Source organism: Acidiphilium sp. AL (assembly GCF_025499445.1).
Classification (GTDB): domain Bacteria; phylum Pseudomonadota; class Alphaproteobacteria; order Acetobacterales; family Acetobacteraceae; genus Acidiphilium; species Acidiphilium iwatense.
Genome location: NZ_JAIMBZ010000001.1, coordinates 139,285 through 158,966 on the forward strand (window position 1 = coordinate 139,285; position 19,682 = coordinate 158,966).

General features: G+C 65.3%; 14 protein-coding genes. 7 read left to right on the plus strand and 7 right to left on the minus strand.

All coding sequences use genetic code 11. The annotated features are described in order from the left end of the window. Positions 1–9: 9 nt before the first annotated feature. On the minus strand, positions 10–1,743 hold the full coding sequence (locus AiwAL_RS00570; RefSeq protein WP_262311968.1) for an ABC transporter permease subunit: 1,734 nt from the start codon (positions 1,741–1,743) through the stop codon (positions 10–12). A 235-nt stretch (positions 1,744–1,978) separates the two neighbouring features. On the opposite strand from AiwAL_RS00570, the gene dnaN reads away from it, so the two are divergent. Further along, complete coding sequence (gene dnaN / locus AiwAL_RS00575; RefSeq protein ID WP_235703661.1) at positions 1,979–3,103, plus strand: DNA polymerase III subunit beta; 1,125 nt, start codon at positions 1,979–1,981, stop codon at positions 3,101–3,103. Further along, entirely contained in the window at positions 3,100–4,236 is a 1,137-nt protein-coding gene (gene recF / locus AiwAL_RS00580) for a DNA replication/repair protein RecF (protein ID WP_262311901.1), read from the plus strand. The genes dnaN and recF overlap by 4 nt, the downstream gene beginning before the upstream one ends. A gap of 9 nt (positions 4,237–4,245) precedes the next feature. Here recF and AiwAL_RS00585 read toward each other — a convergent pair whose 3' ends face one another. Further along, the gene (locus AiwAL_RS00585) at positions 4,246–5,172 is read right to left on the minus strand and encodes a bifunctional riboflavin kinase/FAD synthetase (RefSeq protein WP_235703663.1); all 927 of its coding nucleotides are present in this window, start codon (positions 5,170–5,172) and stop codon (positions 4,246–4,248) included. Beyond that, positions 5,169–5,630 (minus strand): MaoC family dehydratase, encoded by a 462-nt coding sequence (locus tag AiwAL_RS00590; protein ID WP_262311969.1) that lies wholly within the window; start codon positions 5,628–5,630, stop codon positions 5,169–5,171. Before AiwAL_RS00590 ends, AiwAL_RS00585 begins: the two co-directional genes overlap by 4 nt. A 116-nt stretch (positions 5,631–5,746) precedes the next feature. Between AiwAL_RS00590 and AiwAL_RS00595 the strand changes: the two genes are divergently transcribed. From AiwAL_RS00595 to AiwAL_RS00610, 4 genes are all read left to right on the plus strand, one after another. Continuing rightward, entirely contained in the window at positions 5,747–7,807 is a 2,061-nt protein-coding gene (locus tag AiwAL_RS00595) for a YfhO family protein (protein WP_262311902.1), read from the plus strand. A gap of 87 nt (positions 7,808–7,894) precedes the next feature. Further along, entirely contained in the window at positions 7,895–9,058 is a 1,164-nt protein-coding gene (locus AiwAL_RS00600; RefSeq protein ID WP_262311903.1) for a DUF2125 domain-containing protein, read from the plus strand. A 6-nt stretch (positions 9,059–9,064) separates the two neighbouring features. Beyond that, complete coding sequence (locus tag AiwAL_RS00605) at positions 9,065–10,525, plus strand: MFS transporter (protein WP_235703671.1); 1,461 nt, start codon at positions 9,065–9,067, stop codon at positions 10,523–10,525. A 68-nt stretch (positions 10,526–10,593) separates the two neighbouring features. Further along, on the plus strand, positions 10,594–12,318 hold the full coding sequence (locus tag AiwAL_RS00610; protein ID WP_235703735.1) for an ABC transporter ATP-binding protein: 1,725 nt from the start codon (positions 10,594–10,596) through the stop codon (positions 12,316–12,318). A gap of 203 nt (positions 12,319–12,521) precedes the next feature. Here AiwAL_RS00610 and AiwAL_RS00615 read toward each other — a convergent pair whose 3' ends face one another. The 4 genes from AiwAL_RS00615 to AiwAL_RS00630 all read right to left on the minus strand — a co-directional run bounded on the left by AiwAL_RS00615 (position 12,522) and on the right by AiwAL_RS00630 (position 17,927). Further along, positions 12,522–13,454 (minus strand): methylglyoxal synthase, encoded by a 933-nt coding sequence (locus AiwAL_RS00615; RefSeq protein ID WP_235703672.1) that lies wholly within the window; start codon positions 13,452–13,454, stop codon positions 12,522–12,524. Then, positions 13,451–15,103: a tetratricopeptide repeat protein gene (locus AiwAL_RS00620; protein ID WP_235703673.1), complete on the minus strand. Its 1,653-nt coding sequence runs from the start codon at positions 15,101–15,103 to the stop codon at positions 13,451–13,453. The genes AiwAL_RS00615 and AiwAL_RS00620 overlap by 4 nt, the downstream gene beginning before the upstream one ends. A gap of 59 nt (positions 15,104–15,162) precedes the next feature. After that, positions 15,163–16,992: a lytic transglycosylase domain-containing protein gene (locus AiwAL_RS00625; protein WP_235703674.1), complete on the minus strand. Its 1,830-nt coding sequence runs from the start codon at positions 16,990–16,992 to the stop codon at positions 15,163–15,165. Between the two features lie 113 nt (positions 16,993–17,105). Beyond that, positions 17,106–17,927, minus strand: a complete 822-nt coding sequence (locus AiwAL_RS00630) for a uracil-DNA glycosylase family protein (protein WP_235703736.1) — start codon at positions 17,925–17,927, stop codon at positions 17,106–17,108. Positions 17,928–18,008: 81 nt separating this feature from the next. Here AiwAL_RS00630 and AiwAL_RS00635 point away from each other — a divergent pair, with 81 nt between their 5' ends. Next, positions 18,009–19,658 carry an electron transfer flavoprotein-ubiquinone oxidoreductase gene (locus AiwAL_RS00635; RefSeq protein WP_235703675.1) on the plus strand — a complete coding sequence of 550 codons (1,650 nt, stop codon included), beginning with the start codon at positions 18,009–18,011 and terminating at the stop codon, positions 19,656–19,658. The last annotated feature ends 24 nt before the right edge of the window (positions 19,659–19,682 follow it).

The window sequence follows — 19,682 nt, forward strand, 5'->3', positions numbered from 1 at the left end:
CGGGATTCCCTATCCAAGCGTGGTGCGGCGGCTGGCATAGGCATAGAGCGGGCGCCAGACCAGCCGGTTGAAAACAAGCACGAAGGCCGACATCACGGCGACACCCAGCACGATCCTGGCGGTGTTTCCCGCGTTGGTCGCCTCCGCGATATAGGCGCCGAGCCCCTGGGCGACCAGCGTGGTGTGCCCCCAGGACGCCACTTCCGCGACGATCGAGGTGTTCCAGGCATTGCCGCTCGCGGTCAGCAGACCGGTGATCAGATAAGGCAGGATGCCGGGAATGATCAGGCGCCGCCAGCGGAGAAAACCGCGCAGGCCGAAATTCGCCGCGACCTCCTTCAAATCGCCTGGCAGCGCCGACGCGCCGGCCACCACGTTGAACAGCACATACCACTGGGTGCCGAGAATCATCAGCGGCGTCAGCCAGATATTCGGCGCCAGCCGGTAGGCGACGATCAGCGCGACCGCGATGGGAAACAGCAGATTGGCCGGAAATGCGGCGAGGAACTGCGCCACCGGCTGGACGATCCTGGTCGCCTTCGGCCGCAGCCCGACCCACACGCCGAGCGGCAGCCAGATCGCGCTGGATACCACGAGGGCCACGATCACCCGTGCCAGGGTAAAGACGGCGAGTGTCAGGCAGGTGACCAGATCGGACCACTGCAGATGCGCCGCGCAGAACTTTGCCACCTGCCAGAACGCATAGATGGCGCCGAGTGCCACCAGCACGTAGAACACGCCATCGCCAAGGCGCGATGATTGCCGGTCGGTCCTGAGCGACTGAAAAGTCCGCTGAGCGCGGCCCAGACGCAACCGGCCGATCCGCGCCACCTGATCGCCGAGCCAGCCGCCCGCCTCGCGCAGGATGAAGGTCCGGCGCAACAGTTTCAGCACCCAGGGCTCGGAATCCGCCGCTGTCTGCACCGTCTCGAAGCGGAACTTGGCCGACCACGCGACCAGCGGGCGGAACAGCAACTGGTCGTACATCAGGATCACCACAAGCATGGCGAGCACGGCGTAGACGATCGCTGGAAGGTCGCGCCGGCCCAGCGCCACGGCCACATAGGACCCGATCCCCGGCAGGGTGAAGGTGGTGTTGCCCACCGTGATCGCTTCGGAGGCGACGACGAAGAACCAGCCGCCCGACATCGACAGCATGGTGTTCCAGACAAGGCCAGGGGTGGCAAACGGCACGTCGAGCCGCCAGAAGCGCTGCCAGGGCGACAGGCCGAAGCTGCGGCAGGCTTCGTCGAGATCGGCCGGCTCGGTGGTCAGCGACTGATAGAAGCTGAACGTCATGTTCCATGCCTGGCTGGTAAAGACGGCGAATACCGCCGCAAGTTCCGCGCCGAGTTCCCGGCCGGGGAACAGGTGAAGGAAGAACAGCACGGTGAACGACAGAAATCCGAGAATCGGTACCGATTGCAGGATGTCGAGGATCGGGATGATGATGATCGCCGCCCGGCGGCTTTTCGCCGCAAGGGTCGCGACGGTGAAGGTGAAGATCAGCGAAGCGATCAGGGCCGCGAACATCCGCAGCGTGGTGCGTATGGCGTAGCCCGGCAGATAGGCGGGATCGAGATGGATATGCCCCGCCTGGGCAACCGCGAGCGGGGCGAGTGTGCCCCGCGCCACGTTCACCACCCCGATCAGCAGGCCGAGCACGAGCAGGATCGCCGCCAGATCCCATGCGTTGGGCAGGCGCCGTCCATGGACAAGGGCGGGCGGTGCGATGCTGGTCATGGCCGATCCGCTCATGGTCGTTGTCAGGGTCGTGCGGAGCCGGATGTCGTTCGACCCCCGCCCGGCCCATAGCCCGGCATGACCGCCCTGTCACCCGCGCAATAATTATGTTTCGGCGACGCACTCGATCGGCGTTACGCGCGGATGGGCCGGTTCTATTCCGTGCCGATCTGGGCTATGGACCGAAACCCTGGCGAGTCGCATAATTGTCAGGCGAGATGACTGGAAGGATCGCATGAAGCTCAAGGCGGATCGCGCCACGCTCCTCAAGGCGCTGGCCCATGTTCAGAATGTGGTGGAGCGGCGGAACACAATTCCCATCCTCGCCAACGTGTTGCTCTCGGTGAAGGACGGGCGGCTGACCGTCGCCGCGACCGATCTGGAGATCGCCCTGATCGAGGAGGTTGCCGCCGCCAGCGCAGCGGACGGGGCGGTCACCGCGCCGGCGGCGACGCTCTATGAAATCGTGCGCCGCCAGCCCGACCATGCCGAGATCGAGCTGGATCATCCGGGCGGCGACGCGCCCCTGCATCTGCGAGCCGGTCGCTACGCGACCAAGCTGGTGGTTCTGCCGACCGACGAATTCCCCAAGCTCGATGCCGGCAAGCTGAGCCATCGTTTCGCAATTCCGGCCCAGGCGCTGCGCGGGCTGATCGACCGCACCCGCTTTGCAATCTCCACCGAGGAGACCCGATACTACCTCAACGGCATCTATCTGCATGCGGCCGAATCGGACGGCGCCGCCGTGCTGCGCGCGGTCGCGACCGACGGCCACCGGCTTGCCCGCGTCGAGGAACCGCTGCCCGAGGGCGCTTCCGGGATGCCGGGCGTGATCATTCCGCGCAAGACGGTGAACGAGCTGCGCAAACTGCTCGACGAGGTTTCCGGCGATGTCGCCATCGCCCTGTCGGAAACCCGCATCCAGTTCAGCCTCGATACGATGCGCCTGACCAGCAAGCTGATCGACGGTACCTACCCCGATTACAGCCGGGTCATCCCGGTCGGTAACGACAAGATTTTACGTGTTGATACAAATGATTTTTCCAACGCCGTTGCCCGCGTCTCGGCGATCACCGCCGAGCGCCACAAGCCGGTGAAATTGTCGGTCGCACGCGATCTGCTCGTCCTGTCGGCGACCAGCCCGGATCAGGGAACCGCCTCGGAAGAGCTCGACGGCGAACAGGTGCAGTACGAATCGAGCCCGATCGAGATCGGCTTTCAGGCGCGCTACCTCAACGACGTGACCGAGCAGATCAAGGGCCATGTCGAATTCTGCTTCGCCGACGGCGCGGCGCCCACCCTGGTGCGCGCGGCCGGCGATCAGAGCGCCATATTCGTCCTGATGCCGATGCGTGTTTGAACGCTAACGGCCAGCCGGCGGGCGCGCGTATCGAACGCCTGCGCCTCGCCGATTTCCGCTCCTACACCGCGCTCGATTGGCAACCCGCCGGGCGAATCGTCGCCCTTGAGGGGCCGAACGGCTCGGGCAAGACCAATCTGCTGGAGGCGATTTCGCTGCTGGCGCCGGGGCGTGGCTTGCGCGGCGCCCGGTTCGCCGAACTGGCGCGCCGTGCCCCGGAGGCTTCCGGTGGCTGGGCGGTGGCCGCGCGGATCGTGCGCGGGGAGGACGGGCAGGAATTCGATTTCGGCACCGGAATCGAACCGTCCCAGCCCGAGCGGCGGCGCATCCTGCTCGACGGCGAACCGATTCCGGCTTCGGCGGCGGCGGAGCACTTCGCCTGCGTCTGGCTCACGCCGCAGATGGACCGGCTGTTCACCGAAGGCGCTCCGGCACGGCGGCGTTTTCTCGACCGGCTGACCATTGCCCTTGCACCCGGCCATGCGCGCGAAGTCGCCGCGTTCGAGGCCGCTTCGGCCAACCGCAACCGGCTGATCGAGCAGGGTGGCTCCGATCCGGTGTGGCTGGCGACGATCGAGGAGTCGATGGCGCGTCACGCGGCGGCGCTGACCGCTTCCCGGCTCGATCTGATCGCCCGGCTGAACGACGCTCTTGCTGCCGGCGTCGCGGCGCCGTTTCCGCCGGCGATACTGGCGCTCGACTGCCCGATCGGCGCGCGGCTGCGGGAAGCACCTGCCCTCGCGGTCGAAGACTGGCTGCGCGAAACCTATGCAGTCGCCCGAAACGCCGCACAGGTGCCGTCTTCACCGCAGCGCGCCGATTTCCTGCTCGCCGACCGGACGAGCGGATTGCCCGCGTCACTGGCGTCGACCGGCCAGCAGCGCGCCATGCTGGTTGCCATCGTGCTCGCCCATCTGGCGGCGGTGACGCAGCTGCGCGGTGCCGCCCCCGTGCTCCTGCTCGACGAACCGTTCGTGCATCTCGATGCCGCACATCGTGCCGCGCTCGGCGCTGCGCTGACACGAAGCCCAGCCCAGATATTCTGCACCGCGACAGAACATGAATCGCTCGCCACGCTCGGCGATGACGCGATGGTCTGGCGTGTCGCGCCCGGCCTGATCGAACCCGCCTGAGCGTGTCTGTTACCGCTCCAGCAATGCGCGGGCCGTGTCGGCATCGCGCACAATCTGGCCGCGCAACTCGTCGAAGCTCGCGAATTTGCGTTCGTCGCGGATGAAATGATGCAGCGCGACCGCGATCTCCCGGCCGTAGAGATCGCCATCGAAATCGAACAGATGCGCCTCCAGCCGGGCAATCGCGCCTTCGGCGACGGTCGGCCGGCGGCCGATATTCGCGACCCCGCGCACGCTGCGCCCATCGTCCAGCTTCGCGGTGACCGCATAGACCCCGCGCGCGGGTTCCAGGTGCCGGCCGAGTGCCACATTGGCGGTGGGGAACCCGATGGTCCGGCCGCGCGCATCGCCGTGGGCGACCGTGCCCCGGATCACATGCGGGCGCCCGAGCAGCGAGGCTGCGCGCTCGGGGTAACCGTCCTGCAGCAGCCGGCGAATCCGGGTCGAGGAAATCGGGCCTTCGGCGTCGTCGAGATGCGATACGACGGTCAGCCCCATGCCGAGCGCTTCGGCGCGTGTGGCGAGCAGCGAAACGTCGCCGCCGCGCCGGTGGCCGAAGGCGAAATCGGCGCCGCAGGCGAGATGCGCCGCGCCGATGCCGCGATGCAAAATCTCATCGATGAACTGGGTTGCGGTCAGAAGCGAAAACGCGCGGTCGAACCGCAGTTCGAACAGGATGCCGACCCCCTCGGCCTCAAGGGCGGCGGCGCGTTCCTCCTCCAGCATCAGCCGGAACGGCGGGTCGTCGGGGCGGAAAAACTCGCGCGGGTGGGGCGCGAAGCTCAGCACCGCGCGCGGTGCGTCCGGGCGTGCCGCGTGGGCGGCGCGCAACACCTCGACATGGCCGCGATGCACCCCGTCGAAATTGCCGAGAGCGACCGACGCGCCGCGCGCCTCCGCCGGCACCTCGGTCCAGTCATGGATGACTCCGATCATTCGGCGGCGCGCTTCTCGCTCTGGGCGACCGCGACGACCGCTTCGGTCGGCGGAATCACCACCGCCTCGCCCTCGATCACCACTCGTCCGCGCACCAGGCAGCGCGTGCGCATGGTGGCGCGCTTCCGGTCGTGGTCGAGGCCGGCGACTTCGACCACCGCCGTCACCGTGTCGCCGATTCGTACCGGCGCGCGGAACCGCATGGACTGGGTGAGATAGATCGTCCCCAGCCCCGGCAGCACGGTGCCGAGCACCGCCGAGATCAGGCTGCCGCACAGCATCCCATGGGCGACCCGGCCCTTGAACAGGGTCTGGTCCGCCAGTTCCTGGTTGAGATGGATCGGGTTGGTATCCATCGAGACCGCCGAGAACAGCAGGATGTCGGCCTCGGTGATGGTCTTGCCGAGCGAGGCGGTCTGGCCGATTTCCAACTGGTCGAATGGTACGCAAGATGGCATGAGGGGCTCCGCGAGGGGATGCTGCAGATCGAACGAGAGGATCGTGCGCTGCACAAAGCCCTGGATCATGCAACGAGGTCAAGAGTGGGGCGATTGTGAAGGATTCGGAAGGACCGATGAGCGATCCGGTTACGGCAACCGAACAAGCGGCCATTGGCCAGTATCGCGGCGTACGGGGCGTAGTTGAGACGGTTTTGGCTCTTTTTTTCTATCTACTTATTTCAATTATGTTTTTTGGATCGCGCCTGCCATGGACCACGCATTATATCGGTGGCGGTAACGATCCAATCTCTTTCATGTGGTTCCTGCATTGGTGGCCTTTCGCGATCGCTCACGGCCTCAACCCGTTCTGGACCCGCTATGTCTGGTTTCCCCATGGTTTCGATCTCGCATGGGCGACGTCGGTTCCGACCCTTGCCGCAATCGCCGCGCCCTTCACGATTTTGGGGAATGCAACGCTGGCATTCAATGTTATATCGGTGTCGGCTCCCGGATTAGCAGCCTGGACGACCTTTCTTCTGGCACGCTCCATTGTCAAAAATACCGGTGCGGCGCTTGTAGCAGGATTTATCTACGGTTTTTCTTCGTATGAATTGGGCCAGTTACTTGGTCATCTTAATCTCGACGTCACGTTTCTGGTTCCCCTGATCGTTTTGCTTACCCTGCTGCGCTTTCGAGAAGAGGTGTCGCGGCGCACTTTCGTGCTTCTTACGGCCCTGGCGCTGTTTCTGGAAATCGGCATTTCAACGGAGATTGTCGCGACTTTCTGTACTCTTGGGGCGATCGTCTGGGCGATTTTCTGGTATTTTACTCCCGATCGGGAGCGCACGGCTTTATGGCAGCTTGCGCTTGAATTTCTGGGTGCGGCGTGTATCGCCGCATTCTTGTCTTTACCTTTCATCTATTATTTGATTGTCGGCGCCGATACGGTTCCGAAGGAGATTAACTCGGTTACTTATTACTCGGCTGACCCGCTCAATTTCGTGCTGCCAACCTATATGACCTGGCTGGGACATCGCGCTGCGGCACCGATTGTCCGGCACATGACTGCCAACTTGTCGGAGCAAGGCGCTTATCTTGGATTGCCGCTGATCGCTATTTTGATTGCATATTTATGGCGCGGCGAATTAACCCGATACAAAAAGGCTTTATTTATTTCGATTTTATTGCTTACTGTTGCAAGTCTTGGCCCGAAGCTGCATCTCGACGGTCTGAACACCGGCATCCCACTTCCGTGGGCTGTTACTTCTTGGCTCCCGCTCATAAAATCGGCCTTGCCGATCCGATTCACCCAGTATGTTTTTCTTGCTGCGGGCATCGCCGTCGCGTGTTGGATTACCGAAGCAAAGGCTGCCTCTCGCCTCGTTCGGCTCGTTCTTGCCTTTCTTGCCTGCGTTTTTCTGGTTCCCAACCCCAAAGCATTCGGATGGACGAATTTTCCGCTGGCGCCGGCGTTACCGAGCAATATCGCAGCATCTGCGCTCAGGAAGCCAGCGAATATCATCGTGCTGCCGTTCGCGAATCATGGTCCGGGAATGGCTTGGCAGCTCGATACCCGTATGGGTTTTACCCAAACGGGCGGTTATGTAGGGTTTACTCCTCGTCAGGCTTGGCGCTGGCCCGTTGTCCATGACTTCATGGACGGCGCGCCGCACGGAAACTTCGAAAACGACATCTTGGCGTTTTGTGGGACTCACCGGGTCGACTACATTCTCCTTGCACCCCAAACGCCGAAGCCGCTTGCGCAGGCTATCATGGCACTCGGATGGCCCATAATCCGCCACGACGGCACCGGGATCGTCGAAGTTCCGCCGCGCAGGAAGCTTCGCTATTTCTATGTTCAAGGGGATTATTGGCCATCCGCTCACAGTCGGTTCAGTTGGATCGGGCGATATGCCAGGATCGCAACCAGCGGCCGTTCTCTACGCCTTATCATCAAAGGATCCGAGCGGCCCGCGTCGCTGCGGCCGGTCAGATTGACCGTAAAAATCGGAAAGAAAACGACGGTCTACGAAGTCAGCGACGCGACGCGGATCGTTTTGACCTTGAAATCTGGATCAACCACGACGTTGAAGGCGGCAAAAATTTTCCGTCCGGTGGATGTCATACACAACAAGGATTATCGCCACCTGTCGGTGACGATCGCGCTGGAGGCGTTGCCGCACAATCCGGCCTGACCATCCGATTGGACGGTTTGCCCGATTGGCCATCATTCGATCCGTTGGTCTAAGCTGGCATCGGCTCGCTCCTCGAAAGGATGCTTCATGCGCGGTTTCACCCGGTTTCTGCTTCTGCTGATCGTGGTGCTGGCGATCGCCTATGTCGCGGCATGGTGGTATGCCGAGGGACGCCTCGGGGTCGCGTTCCGCCAGCAGGAAGCCGCGTTCCGCAAGGCGGGCTGGACCGTCAGCCATGGCGCGACCGCGCGCGGCGCCTCGCCGCTGGTGGCGCGGTTCTCGGTGGCCGATCTCACCTTCAGCCCGCCTGATCGGGGGATGCCGGAGCCGTCGATCACCCTGCCCAACCTCAACCTCGACGTGCACCCGGCCTCGCCTTTCACTCTCGATCTCGGACTGCCCTTGTCCTGGCACATGGCTATGCCGTCCGGGCCGGCCTTCACCATCCAGTTCGCCACCCTGCATGATCGCTACCGCTTCGACCCGAATGCCCTGCTCGACCATGCGCCCGACCCGCTGCGTGCCGTCGAAGCCTCCTTCACCGACATGCGGGTCGACAGCGCGGACACCAATTTCACCCTGGTCAGCATCAAGTCGCTCACCGCTCGCGGCACCCGCAATCCGGCAGCGGGCAAAAACGCGACCGCGATCACGATTCATGAGAAAATCACCGGCTTTGCCCTGTCGCCGATTTTCGTGACCCTCGGCCATCTGCCGTTCGCCGGCAAAATCAAATCGTTGATTTTCGATCTCGACCTGTCGGGGCCGTCAATGCCGGCATTGTCCCATTTCGGCCAGCTTCCGTTGGCCCCGTCGCCGGACGGCAGCGGGGTCAACCCGATGCAACCCTTGCAAGCCATGTGGCGGAAATTCGGGCCGGAAATCCATGACTGGGCGAAGGCAGGCGGCCATGGACGCTACGCAATCGCCCTGGTGCTCGGCCCGCTCGACGCCCACGCGCACGGCAATTTCGGCTTCGACAAGGCGGTTCAGCCGGTGAGCCGATCAACCCTGACCGCCGACGGCCTGGGCGAATTTCTCGGCGACATCGCCAGCGCCTACCCCGCCGCCGTCGGCGCGATCAGCACCCTGACCACCGAAACCGCGCCCTACATGACCAAAGGACCCAAGGGTAGCCAGCGCCTCAAGGCCGATCTCGCACTCGCGGACGGTGTGCTGACCGCGAACGGCAGGAAAACCGCGAACGTCCCGAAGCTCGTCTGGCCGAGATCGGCCCCGGCAGCGCATTGAGCGCCGATGACCGACGATGAGGATGACGATCGCGCCGCCCTGACCACCGGGCAGATGCGCCTGACCGCGGTGATCGTGGCGACCGCGCTGTTCATGCAGAATCTCGACAGCACCATCGTCGCGACCGCCCTGCCGGCGATGGCGAAAAGCTTCCACGCCGATCCGATTCATATGAGTCTGGCGCTCACGTCGTATCTGCTGTCGCTCGCGGTGTTCATCCCGGCCTCGGGCTGGTTCGCCGACCGTTTCGGCAGCCGCACCGTGTTCCGCGCCGCAATCCTGGTGTTCACCATCGGCTCGATCCTGTGCGGACTGTCCACCAGCCTCGGTGCGCTGATCGCGGCGCGCATCCTGCAGGGTGTGGGCGGGGCGATGATGGTGCCGGTCGGCCGGCTGCTCCTGCTCAAATCGGTGCGCCGGCGCGACATGCTCGCCGCCACGTCCTGGCTGACCATGCCGGCGCTGATCGGCCCGATCATCGGGCCGCCGCTGGGTGGTTTCATCGTTACCTATGTCTCCTGGCGCTGGACCTTCGACATCAACGTGCCGATCGGCATCATCGGTATCGTCGCCGTCAGCCTGTTCATCCGCGAGGTGCGCGACACCGAGCACGCGGGGCGGCTCGATATCGTCGGGCTGGTCTGGAGCGGACTGGCCATGGCGCTGCTGATGGCCGGCATCGAGACGATCGGGCGCGGCATCATCCCGGTGCCCTGGAGCCTCGCCTGTTTCGCGATCGGTGGATTTTCCGCGTTTGCCTATTGGCGCCATGCGCGCCGCCATGAGCATCCGGTGCTCGACCTGACCCTGATGAAAATCGCGACTTTCGCGAATTCGACCATCGCCGGCAGCTTTTTCCGCGTGCTGGCCGGGGCGATGCCGTTCCTGCTGCCGCTGATGCTGCAACTCGGCTTCGGCGAGAGCGCCGCTAAAAGCGGCACCGTCACCTTCGCCGCCGCGATCGGCGCGCTGGCGATGAAGCCGCTGGCCCAGCCGATCCTGCGGCGCTTCGGCTTCCGCGCCTCGATGGTGGCGTTCGGCCTGCTTTCGGTGGTGTTCACCGCGCTCTGCGCCGCGTTCCGGCCGGGCTGGCCGGTTCTGGCGCTCGATGCCGTGCTGCTGATCGGCGGCGTGTTCCGCTCGCTGCAATTCACCGCGTTCAACACCATCGCCTATGCCGACGTGCCGCGCAGCCGGATGAGTGCCGCGACCAGCTTCTACGCCACGTTCCAGCAGATCACGATCACCCTGGGAATTTCGATCGCTGCCGGCTCGCTCGAACTCGCGACCGCCTTTTCCGGCCATGCCAACCCCACCATCGACGACTATGCCTGGGCCTTCGTGATCGTCAGCGCGATCGGCCTGGTCTCGGTGCCGATCTGCGCGCGCCTCGCCGCCGAAGCCGGCGAGGATGTCAGCGGCCATCACGCCGAGCCGATTGACGCCCCGGTCCCGCCACGTCACTAAACCGCCTGTCCGGGATCGGCTCGGAACCGATGACATAGAGGCATGACGGGTTGGCGGTGATCGGAGAGATGGGCGGTTGGGCGCTGGCGCGGCGGCTGTGGCGGGATCACATCCGCCATTATCGCGGCCGGGTGGCGCTGATCGTCCTGTTCACTCTGCTGATGTCGGGAACCACGGCGCTGTATCCGGCGCTGATCGACCGCGCCTTCACCATGTTCGCCAAGCGCGATCCGCGCATTCTGTATCAGGTGCCGGCGATCGTGCTCGCCGTCACGATGGTGAAGGCGCTCGCGCAATATTTCCAGACGGTGCTGACCCAGCAGGTGGTGCTGGGCACGATCAGGCGCCTGCAAGGCACGATGTTCGCCCATCTCACCGATGCCGAACTGGCGCGGCTGGAGCGCGAATCGCCCGCCGCGCTGGCGGCGCGCTTCACCACCGACGCAACGGTGATCCGCGAGGCGATGAGCCGGGCGGTGAACGGCGTGGCCGACGCGTTCACCCTGATCGGCCTGGTCGCGACCATGCTGTGGATCGACTGGTCGCTCAGCCTGATCGCCGCCGTGCTCTATCCGCTGGCGGGATTGCCGATCCAGAAGATCGGCCGGCGCATCCGGCGCGCCTCGGGCGGGATGCAGGAACGCATGGGCGAGGCGGCGTCGATGCTGAACGAAAGCTTCGCCCAGGCGCGCACGGTACGCGCCTACGGGCTGGAGGCGCAGGAACGCCGGCGCGCCGACCGCGCCTTCGAGCAGCTCTATCGCGCCCTGATGCGCATGATCCGGGGCCGTGCCGCGCTCGACCCGATGCTGGAAGTGCTGGGCGGGCTCGCGATCGCGCTGGTGATCGGCTTCGCCGGCTGGCGCCACGCGGCGGGCGCTTCGGGGATCGGCAATTTCACCGGCTTCGTCGCCGCCCTGCTGATCGCCTCGCGGCCGCTGCGCGCCCTCGGCACGATGAACGCGGCGGTGCAGGAGGGTCTGGCCGGACTCGACCGGGTCTATGGCGTGATCGACGAGCCGCGCGCGGTGGGCGAACCGCTGGACGCGGCGCCGCTGCCGCCGGGGCCGGGGCGGGTGGAATTCCGCCATGTCGGTTTTTCCTACCCCGACGGAAGGCCGGGCTTGCGCGACCTGTCCTTCATTGCCGAGCCGGGGCGCACTCTTGCCCTGGTCGGCGCTTCCGGGGGGGGTAAATCGACCGCGCTCGCGCTGATCCCGCGTCTCTACGATCCCGAGCGCGGCGCCATCCTGATCGACGGCGCGGATATCGCCGGCGTTTCGCTCGCCAGCCTGCGCGGCGCGATCGCCTATGTCGGCCAGGATTCGCTGCTGTTCGATGACACCATCGCCGCGAATATCGCGATGGGCCGGCCCGATGCGCCGATGCGCGAGGTCGAAGCGGCGGCCGAAGCGGCGGCCGCGCAGTTCATCGCCGATCTGCCGGAGAGATTCGAAACGCGGGTGGGGGTGAACGGCCAGCGCCTGTCCGGCGGGCAGCGCCAGCGCGTCGCTCTCGCGCGCGCTTTGCTGCGCGATCCGCGTATCCTGCTGCTGGACGAAGCCACCAGCGCGCTCGATGCCGAAAGCGAAGCCGCCGTGCAGGAGGCCTTGGCGCGGCTTCGGCGCGGCCGGACCACCATCGTGGTCGCCCACCGGCTCGCCACCGTGCGCGACGCCGACCTGATCGTGGTGATGGCCGACGGCGTCGTGCTCGAATCCGGCACGCATGAGGATTTGCTGGCCGAGGAAGGTGCCTTCGCCCGCCTGGTTCGCGCCCAGGCGCTGGCGTAATATCGACGATACTGGCTGCTTGCGCAGCCAGTGTGCCATCAAACGCCGGGCGCGCGCATCTGCGCGCTTGGCTTCGCGCCATAAGGCGCGCGCCGCATTCGCGGCGGAGTGACCAAAGGTTCCGGCAATCCGAAGGATTGCTGGAATGGTCACGGAGGTGGCAGCGGAACGAGTGAAGCACTACGTTCCGCTGGAAAAATTCATCACAACAGGCGCGCGAGGTTTTTGATCCAGGTCTCGGCGCTGGCCCGGTCGTTGACGCAGAGGCAGCCGTCCGGCGCGAAGCGGGTCGCGCGTTCGAGCAACTGGATATCGGCCTCGTGCTCGCGCGCGACATGCGGGTCTTCGAAAAACACCAGCCGGCGGCAGTGTCCGTCCAGAACCTCGACGGCGATCTGCGCATCGCCGCCACGCGGGCCGGACTGGTAGCGGATGACCCAATTCTCGGGCGTTGGCGGCAGAAGGTCGCGCAGCGATTCCGCCTCGCCGGCCATCCGGGCCGGGATCTCGCCGTTGAGCAGGCCTCCGGTGGTTCCGGTAGCCAGCCTACGCCCGAAACGGGACAGCACGGCCCGATGGGCGCGGACGAATTCGAGCATCGTCCGTTTCTGGCTGTCATGCGCGATCAGCCCGATCGTCTCTTCGCCCACGCGCTCGGGACGCACCCAACGGGCGATTTGCGGGGCGAGCACCGGGTCGCGCGAATCGGTGCGGTGGCTCCATGCGAGCGCGCACCATTCCGAGGCGGCGGCGCGGTTGGTCAGGAACGGCTTGCCATGCACCACGCATTGCCGTTTTAGCGCGTGCATTTCGGGAAATACCGTGATCGGGTCGATCGGATCGAGCAGATAGATCACCCAGTCGAGCGCCGATCGCCCCGTCGCGTCCGGCACGGTCATCGCGGTGAGCCGGATCACCCCACCCTCGCGCGCTGGCGGCAGGCGAACCAGGGACTCGGCGCGGAGAATCCCGCTTGCGGCGACCGCGTCATGCGTCGCTCCCACGATATGGAGCGTCACGCCATCGGAGCCGAGAAACGGCGCGAAATCGCGCAGAAAGCCGAACAGCGGCGAGGCCGCGTTGTTTCGCAGTGCGGCGGACGCCCCGAGGCCGATGCTGAGCGATGATACGGTCATCGCAGTGCCTCGATCACCGAGGCAATCGGGCCGGCCCAGTCGCCGAGATGGCGCTGGCGATGAAGAACGATGCTATCATACCAGGCGGTGGTATCGCGCCCGAGCCGCCAGCGCCAGTCGCACGCGGCGGAGAGCAGGATGTGACAGGGAACCCCCATCGCGCCGGCGAGATGGGCGACCGAGGTATCCACCGTCACCACCGCGTCGAGATGAGCGAGGATGGCGGCGGTGTCGCCGTAATCGCCGATCGAGGCCGAAAGGTTCGGGATTGGATATTCGCCCTGCCGCGCGCCGAGTTGCAGGCCGACGAAATCGAACCCCGGAATCTCGATCAGCGGCGCGAGCGCGCGCGGCGGCAGCGATCGCCGACGATCGTTGCCGTGGGCCGGATTGCCGGCCCAGACGAGTCCGATCCTGCGTCGTCCGGGCGTGGCCGGGAGCGCCGCGCGCCAGCGTGCGGCACGGACTGGGTCAGCCGTGAGATATCCGGTCGCGCGCGGAATTGTCGCCTCGGTCAGATCGAGCACATGCGGCAGGCTCATCTGGTCGATCGCGAGATCGCATTCGGCATCCGGCGTTGCGTCGAGCGGGTGGAGGCCGATCCCCATGCCGGCAAACAGGGGAAACAGCGTTGGCGGGCAGGCGAGGGTGACGCGTGCCGCCCGCACGGCCAGATCAGGCAGGAACCGCGCGAGCATGATGGTATCGCCGAATCCCTGCTCGGCGCGGACCAGAAGATGCTTGCCGTCGAGGGGCTGGCCTCGCCAGTCCGGTGCGGGAAGCTGTGTGAAATGGTGCCGATAGACCGAATGGCGCTTGCGCCATTCATAAGCGGCGAAGCCGGCCGTGAAATCGCCGCCGAGAAGCATTGCCACCCCCCGGTTCCAATGGGCCAGTGCAAAGTCGGCATCGAGTGCAATGGCGCGGTCGCACGACGCGATCGCTGCCGGAAGCTCACCCTGGATGGTCAGAACGAATCCCAGACTGGCCCAGGCTTCCTTGAGCGTCGGATCGAGACTGGCGGTGCGCAGATCTGCCTCGGCTTGGTCGATCCGGTCGAGATCGACCAGCGCGTTGCCGCGATTGAGCCGCGCGCGGGCATGGCCCGGTTCGGCGGCAAGCACGATGTCGAACGCGGCGACGGCGCCTGCGGGATCGCCCTGCTCGGCACGCGCCGAGCCCAGGGTGAAGCGCGCATGGGTGCTTGCCGGATCAAGCGCCAGCGCATCGCGGGCCGATCGCTCGGCTTTGGCATAGTCGGTGATCGACAGAAACGCCGCGCCAAGTCCGGCATGAGCGCTGGCGAGATCGGGCCGCAAGGCCACGACGTGGCCGTAGACCGCGATGGCACCCTCGGCATCGCCGCGATCGAGCCGGATCGCCCCGGTGACCATCCAGGCCTCTGCGGAATCGAGCCGATCGGTCCGGGCCCGATCGGCCTCGCGTTCGGCGGCGTCGAGTTTCCCCAGCGACCACAAAGCGTTGGCGAGATTGACGCGCGCGCCATGATGCTCCGGCATCGAGTCGAGAATCATAGTGAAATCCCGAGCGGCTCCCGCGAAATCACCGCGCCGATACGCCAGAAGTCCCGAGTGCAGCAAAGCGGGCGGCAGCGGCGATCGATCGCTCTCGGGAAAAGCCTGATCCATGGATAGAGGCTAGCCTGAAATGATGAACGTTCGATCAAGAAAAGTGAGCGAGACCGGATTCAGCGATCGGCGAGGGCGGTCGTCCCGTATGGCGAAAGCCGCGGGAATCGCCCTTCGGCCATGGCATCGAGGCTTTCCGGCGTGGTGCCGATTTCCTCGGCATAGATCCAGCTATCGGTGAGAACCTGAGTCACGAACCGGCGAGTCTGCACGTCCGGGATCGATTCGAGAAAGATCAGCGGGTCGCCGCCGTCATGGATCGAATGCGCCCAGGCTGAGGCGGCCACCGGCCCGGCATTGTAGCTCGCCAGTATATCCAGCAGGTTGCGTTCTACCCCCGGCTGATGCCCGAGATACATCAGGTAGCTCTGTCCGAGCGCCAGATTGACCGAAGGGTTGGTCGGACTGCCGGAAATTCCGCCGCGCCTTGCCATCGCCGATGCGGTTCCGGGCATGAGCTGCATGAGGCCGCGTGCCCCCACGGGTGAGACCGCGTTCGGATTGAACCCGGACTCGGTGCGTGCCAGCGCATAGACCAGCGACGGATCGACGCTGAATCCGCCAAGCGGATGCAGACCCGGCAGCGGCAGATTCATCCCGGCGATCGCGCTGCCAGGCAGTGTCCGATCGAAGGCGATCGCGACATCGACCAGTCCGGCACGCGCCGCAACGCCCATGACCGCCCGGCCCAGCCCCGGATGGCTCTGAATTGCGGGCCAGAGCGAGCGCAGCGCGTTTGCGGCGTCTTCCGGCCGACCTGCCTGAATCAGGCCGAAGGCGAGAGCGCCGTTCTGCTGTGCCGCGACAGCCTCGATATCCGCCTCGGACAGGCTCGCCGCCAGTCCCGAACCAGCCAGCCCGTGGCCGAGCAGCCGCCCGGCCAGCATCCCGTAGAAACTTCCTTTCGCGGCGGCCGCGCGGTCGAGCCAATGCAGATAGCCATCGGGCTGGCGCAGGCGAAGTGCCGCGCGCGCGGCCCAGAACGCGCCCGCGGCGCGCTGCCCTTCGGATGCGTCGCGGGCATTGGCCGCTTCGGTGAAATAGGGCAGCGCCTTGGCGACATGGTGCATTTGCCACGCCGCGAGACCGGCGATGAAATCGGGGCGCCAGACGGAATCGCCGCCTTCCTGAGCCGCCTTGCTGGCCACGCCGAACGCCTGATCGTATGCGCCGCGGATGAACAGATGGCGCGCGACCTCGCCGCGCAGCGCGGCGCCGGCCCATGCGGAAATATGATTGTCGCGGCCGATCAGATTGAGTGCAAGCCTGGAATGGCCGTTACGCGCCAGATTGCCGACCCGCTCGGCCATATAGCGCGGAACCGCGATGCCCATATGCCGGGGCGGTGCCGCGCCGGACGAGGTTATCGTCGGTTCGGGCAGATAGGAAATTTCGGCGGGCGGCGGCACCGCGGCGCCGCGCGGCAGGCGCTGCATCAGCAGGTTTCTGATCCGCTGCGTGTGCGGCTGGCCGTTATATTTGTCGAGCCACGCGCTGAGTTCCGCCGCCGTCGAATGGTGATACGGCCCGAGATAGAGCTGGGCGAGCACCTGACCCATCAGCAGATGATTATGGACCCGTGCGATCAGCCGCTGCGCGGCAGCGATGCGCCCGGCGCGCTGATCGGTGAAAATCCGCGCATAGACCGCCGCATCGCTGGGGGTAAGCGGTTGTGCGAGGGCCGTTTCGGCACCGTTGAGCGGTGTCGAGCGCGGTATGGCATAGGCAACGTTTTCAGGTCGTGACGACCCGGTCTGCCGATTCGGTGAAGGCCCCCTTTGCCCGGCCTGCGCCGCGCTTGGAAGCGCGGTGGCGGCGAGCAGTGCCGCGGAGACGATGACCGCCTGGGCGACACTTAGGCGGGAGAGCTTTTTGACGGCCCCTCGCATGGTTGAACCGGCTACACGGCTTCGAGGGACCGGAGCAACCCCTTAAATAAAGACGAATCTCATATTTTGATACAAAATACCGGATTAGAGTGGCTTACGTTGCGTATATGACATCAACTTTTCGTGAATTTATCGTTATTTTGCATAGCAGCATCGCATGGAATGCCGGCGCTGACACAGTCTTGCCGCAATGCGAGCAGATCGGCCCAGGCTTGCCGTTTCGCCGCCGGCTGGCGCAGCAGAAACGCCGGATGATAGGTCGGCAGCGTGCGGACGGGTGCGTCGAGACCGGGGATCTCCAGGTTCCGCCACTTGCCGCGAATCCGCGTGATGCCGTCCTTGCCGCCGATCAGCGCCCGCACCGCGACCGCGCCGAGGAGAAGCAGGCAATGCGGCCGGATCAGCGCGATGTGCCGATGGAGGAACGGCAGGCACTGGGAAATTTCGGCGTCCGACGGGGTGCGGTTGCCGGGTGGCCGCCAGGGCACCACGTTGACGATCCGCACGCTCGTCCGGTCCAGCCCGATGCTGGCCAGCATCCGGTCGAGCAACTGGCCCGCTGGACCGACGAAAGGCCGGCCGACGCGATCTTCCTCGGCGCCAGGGGCTTCGCCCACCAGCATGATCCGTGCATCCTCCGCACCATCCGCGAAAACCAACTGGGTCGCGGTGCGTTTCAGCGTGCACTGGTCGAATTTTTCGAGGGCGGCGCGCAATTCGGCGAGCGATGCCGCTTCGGCCGTGGACGGTGCCATGACGGGCGAGGCGACCGGGGCGGAAACGGCCTGTTGTTTTCCCTTGCCGGCGCTGGCAGGTGGCGGCATCGCGCCACGATCTTGCGGCGCATCCAGCAAGGCGTCTTCCGCGCCCCATTCCGCCTGGAGTGCCAGCCATGATAGCAGCGTTTCGCGCGAGGTTTCGCCGGCCGGGTGCATCGGATGATTTGCGCCGTCAAACGGGCTTTGCGCAATGCCGATCGCTTCCCTATACGTCAAGATGGTCAATGGAGAATGCGCATGTCCGAAGCAATGCCCGCCCATGGAGTCGTGGAGCGTGAATCCATGGAATTCGACGTGGTGGTGGTCGGTGCCGGGCCGGCCGGTCTCTCGGCCGCGATCCGGTTGAAACAGCTCGATCCGGACATTTCGGTCTGCGTGGTCGAAAAGGGTGGCGAGGTCGGCGCCCACATCCTGTCGGGCTGCGTTCTCGAGCCGCGCGCCTTTCGCGAATTGCTGCCTGATGCCGATCCGGGTGCCATCGAATTTTCCGTGCCGGCCGGCGACGACCGGTTCATGCTTCTCACTGAAAAAACCGGGTTCAGGTTGCCCACGCCACCGCAGATGCACAATGACGGCAACTACATCGTCAGCCTGGGCAATGTGGTGCGGTTTCTCGGCGCGCAGGCCGAGGCGGCCGGCGTGGAAATCTATCCCGGTTTCGCCGCCGCCGAAGTTTTGTTCGAGGACGGGCGGGTGACCGGAATCGCCACGGGCGACATGGGGGTCGGCAAGGATGGCCGGCATACCGAGTTGTTTCAGCGCGGCATGGACTTGCGCGCGACCTATACGGTGTTCGCGGAAGGCTGCCGGGGTTCGCTCGGCAAGCAGCTCATCGCGCGGTACGGGCTGAACGACGGCGCCGATCCGCAGACCTACGGCATCGGCATCAAGGAACTTTGGGAGGTTCCGGCGGCGAGCCACACGCCGGGGCTGGTGATGCACAGCATCGGCTGGCCGCTCGATCGCAAAACCTATGGCGGCTCGTTCCTGTATCATCTCGGCGGCAATTTGATGGCCTATGGGTTCGTCGTCGGTCTGGACTATGAAAATCCGTATTTCTCGCCGTTCGAGGAGACGCAGCGGTTCAAGACGCATCCCATGATCCGGCCGTATTTCGCGGGCGCGAAACGCATCTCCTACGGCGCGCGGGCGCTGAACGAGGGCGGCTTCCAGTCGATCCCGAAACTGGTTTTTCCCGGCGGCGTGCTGGTCGGCTGCGAGGCGGGGTTTCTCAACGTGCCGAAAATCAAGGGCACCCATACCGCGATGAAATCCGGCATGCTCGCCGCCGAAGCGATCGCCGAAGCCCTGGCGGGCGATCGGCCCGCCACGCTCGACGGTTTCCCCGCCAAGGTGCGCGCGAGTTGGCTCTGGCCGGAGCTGGAAAGCGTGCGCAACATCAGGCCCGGCTTCGCCAGGTTCGGCATATGGGGCGGGCTGATGAACGCCGCGTTCGAAACCTACATCACCCGCGGCAAATCGCCCTGGACGCTGCGCAACCACGCCGACAACGCGACGTTAAAGAAGGCCAGGGACGCGACGCCGATCGCCTATCCGAAGCCGGACGGCATGCTCACCTTCGATCGGCTCTCCTCGGTGTTCGTCTCCAACACCAATCACGAGGAGAACCAGCCCGCGCATCTGACATTGCGCGATCCCTCAATCGCGATTTCGGTAAACTGGGCCGAATATCGCAGCCCGGAGACGCGCTATTGCCCTGCCGGCGTCTATGAAATCGTCGGCGCCGACGTGGGCGACCCGAAACTGCAGATCAACGCGCAGAACTGCGTGCATTGTAAAACCTGCGACATCAAGGACCCGACGCAGAACATCGACTGGGTGACGCCGGAAGGCTCGGGCGGCCCGAATTATCCTGGCGGGATGTGACGGGCCTTGTCCGCCGGTATCGCT

Excerpts from the sequence above, each read along its gene's own strand:
- AiwAL_RS00570 (WP_262311968.1), bottom strand. The coding sequence starts at position 1,743 with ATGACCAGCATCGCACCGCCCGCCCTTGTCCATGGACGGCGCCTGCCC.
- dnaN (WP_235703661.1), top strand. The coding sequence starts at position 1,979 with ATGAAGCTCAAGGCGGATCGCGCCACGCTCCTCAAGGCGCTGGCCCAT.
- AiwAL_RS00585 (WP_235703663.1), bottom strand. The coding sequence starts at position 5,172 with ATGATCGGAGTCATCCATGACTGGACCGAGGTGCCGGCGGAGGCGCGC.
- AiwAL_RS00590 (WP_262311969.1), bottom strand. The coding sequence starts at position 5,630 with ATGCCATCTTGCGTACCATTCGACCAGTTGGAAATCGGCCAGACCGCC.
- AiwAL_RS00595 (WP_262311902.1), top strand. The coding sequence starts at position 5,747 with ATGAGCGATCCGGTTACGGCAACCGAACAAGCGGCCATTGGCCAGTAT.
- AiwAL_RS00600 (WP_262311903.1), top strand. The coding sequence starts at position 7,895 with ATGCGCGGTTTCACCCGGTTTCTGCTTCTGCTGATCGTGGTGCTGGCG.
- AiwAL_RS00605 (WP_235703671.1), top strand. The coding sequence starts at position 9,065 with ATGACCGACGATGAGGATGACGATCGCGCCGCCCTGACCACCGGGCAG.
- AiwAL_RS00610 (WP_235703735.1), top strand. The coding sequence starts at position 10,594 with ATGGGCGGTTGGGCGCTGGCGCGGCGGCTGTGGCGGGATCACATCCGC.
- AiwAL_RS00615 (WP_235703672.1), bottom strand. The coding sequence starts at position 13,454 with ATGACCGTATCATCGCTCAGCATCGGCCTCGGGGCGTCCGCCGCACTG.
- AiwAL_RS00620 (WP_235703673.1), bottom strand. The coding sequence starts at position 15,103 with ATGGATCAGGCTTTTCCCGAGAGCGATCGATCGCCGCTGCCGCCCGCT.
- AiwAL_RS00625 (WP_235703674.1), bottom strand. The coding sequence starts at position 16,992 with ATGCGAGGGGCCGTCAAAAAGCTCTCCCGCCTAAGTGTCGCCCAGGCG.
- AiwAL_RS00630 (WP_235703736.1), bottom strand. The coding sequence starts at position 17,927 with ATGCACCCGGCCGGCGAAACCTCGCGCGAAACGCTGCTATCATGGCTG.
- AiwAL_RS00635 (WP_235703675.1), top strand. The coding sequence starts at position 18,009 with ATGTCCGAAGCAATGCCCGCCCATGGAGTCGTGGAGCGTGAATCCATG.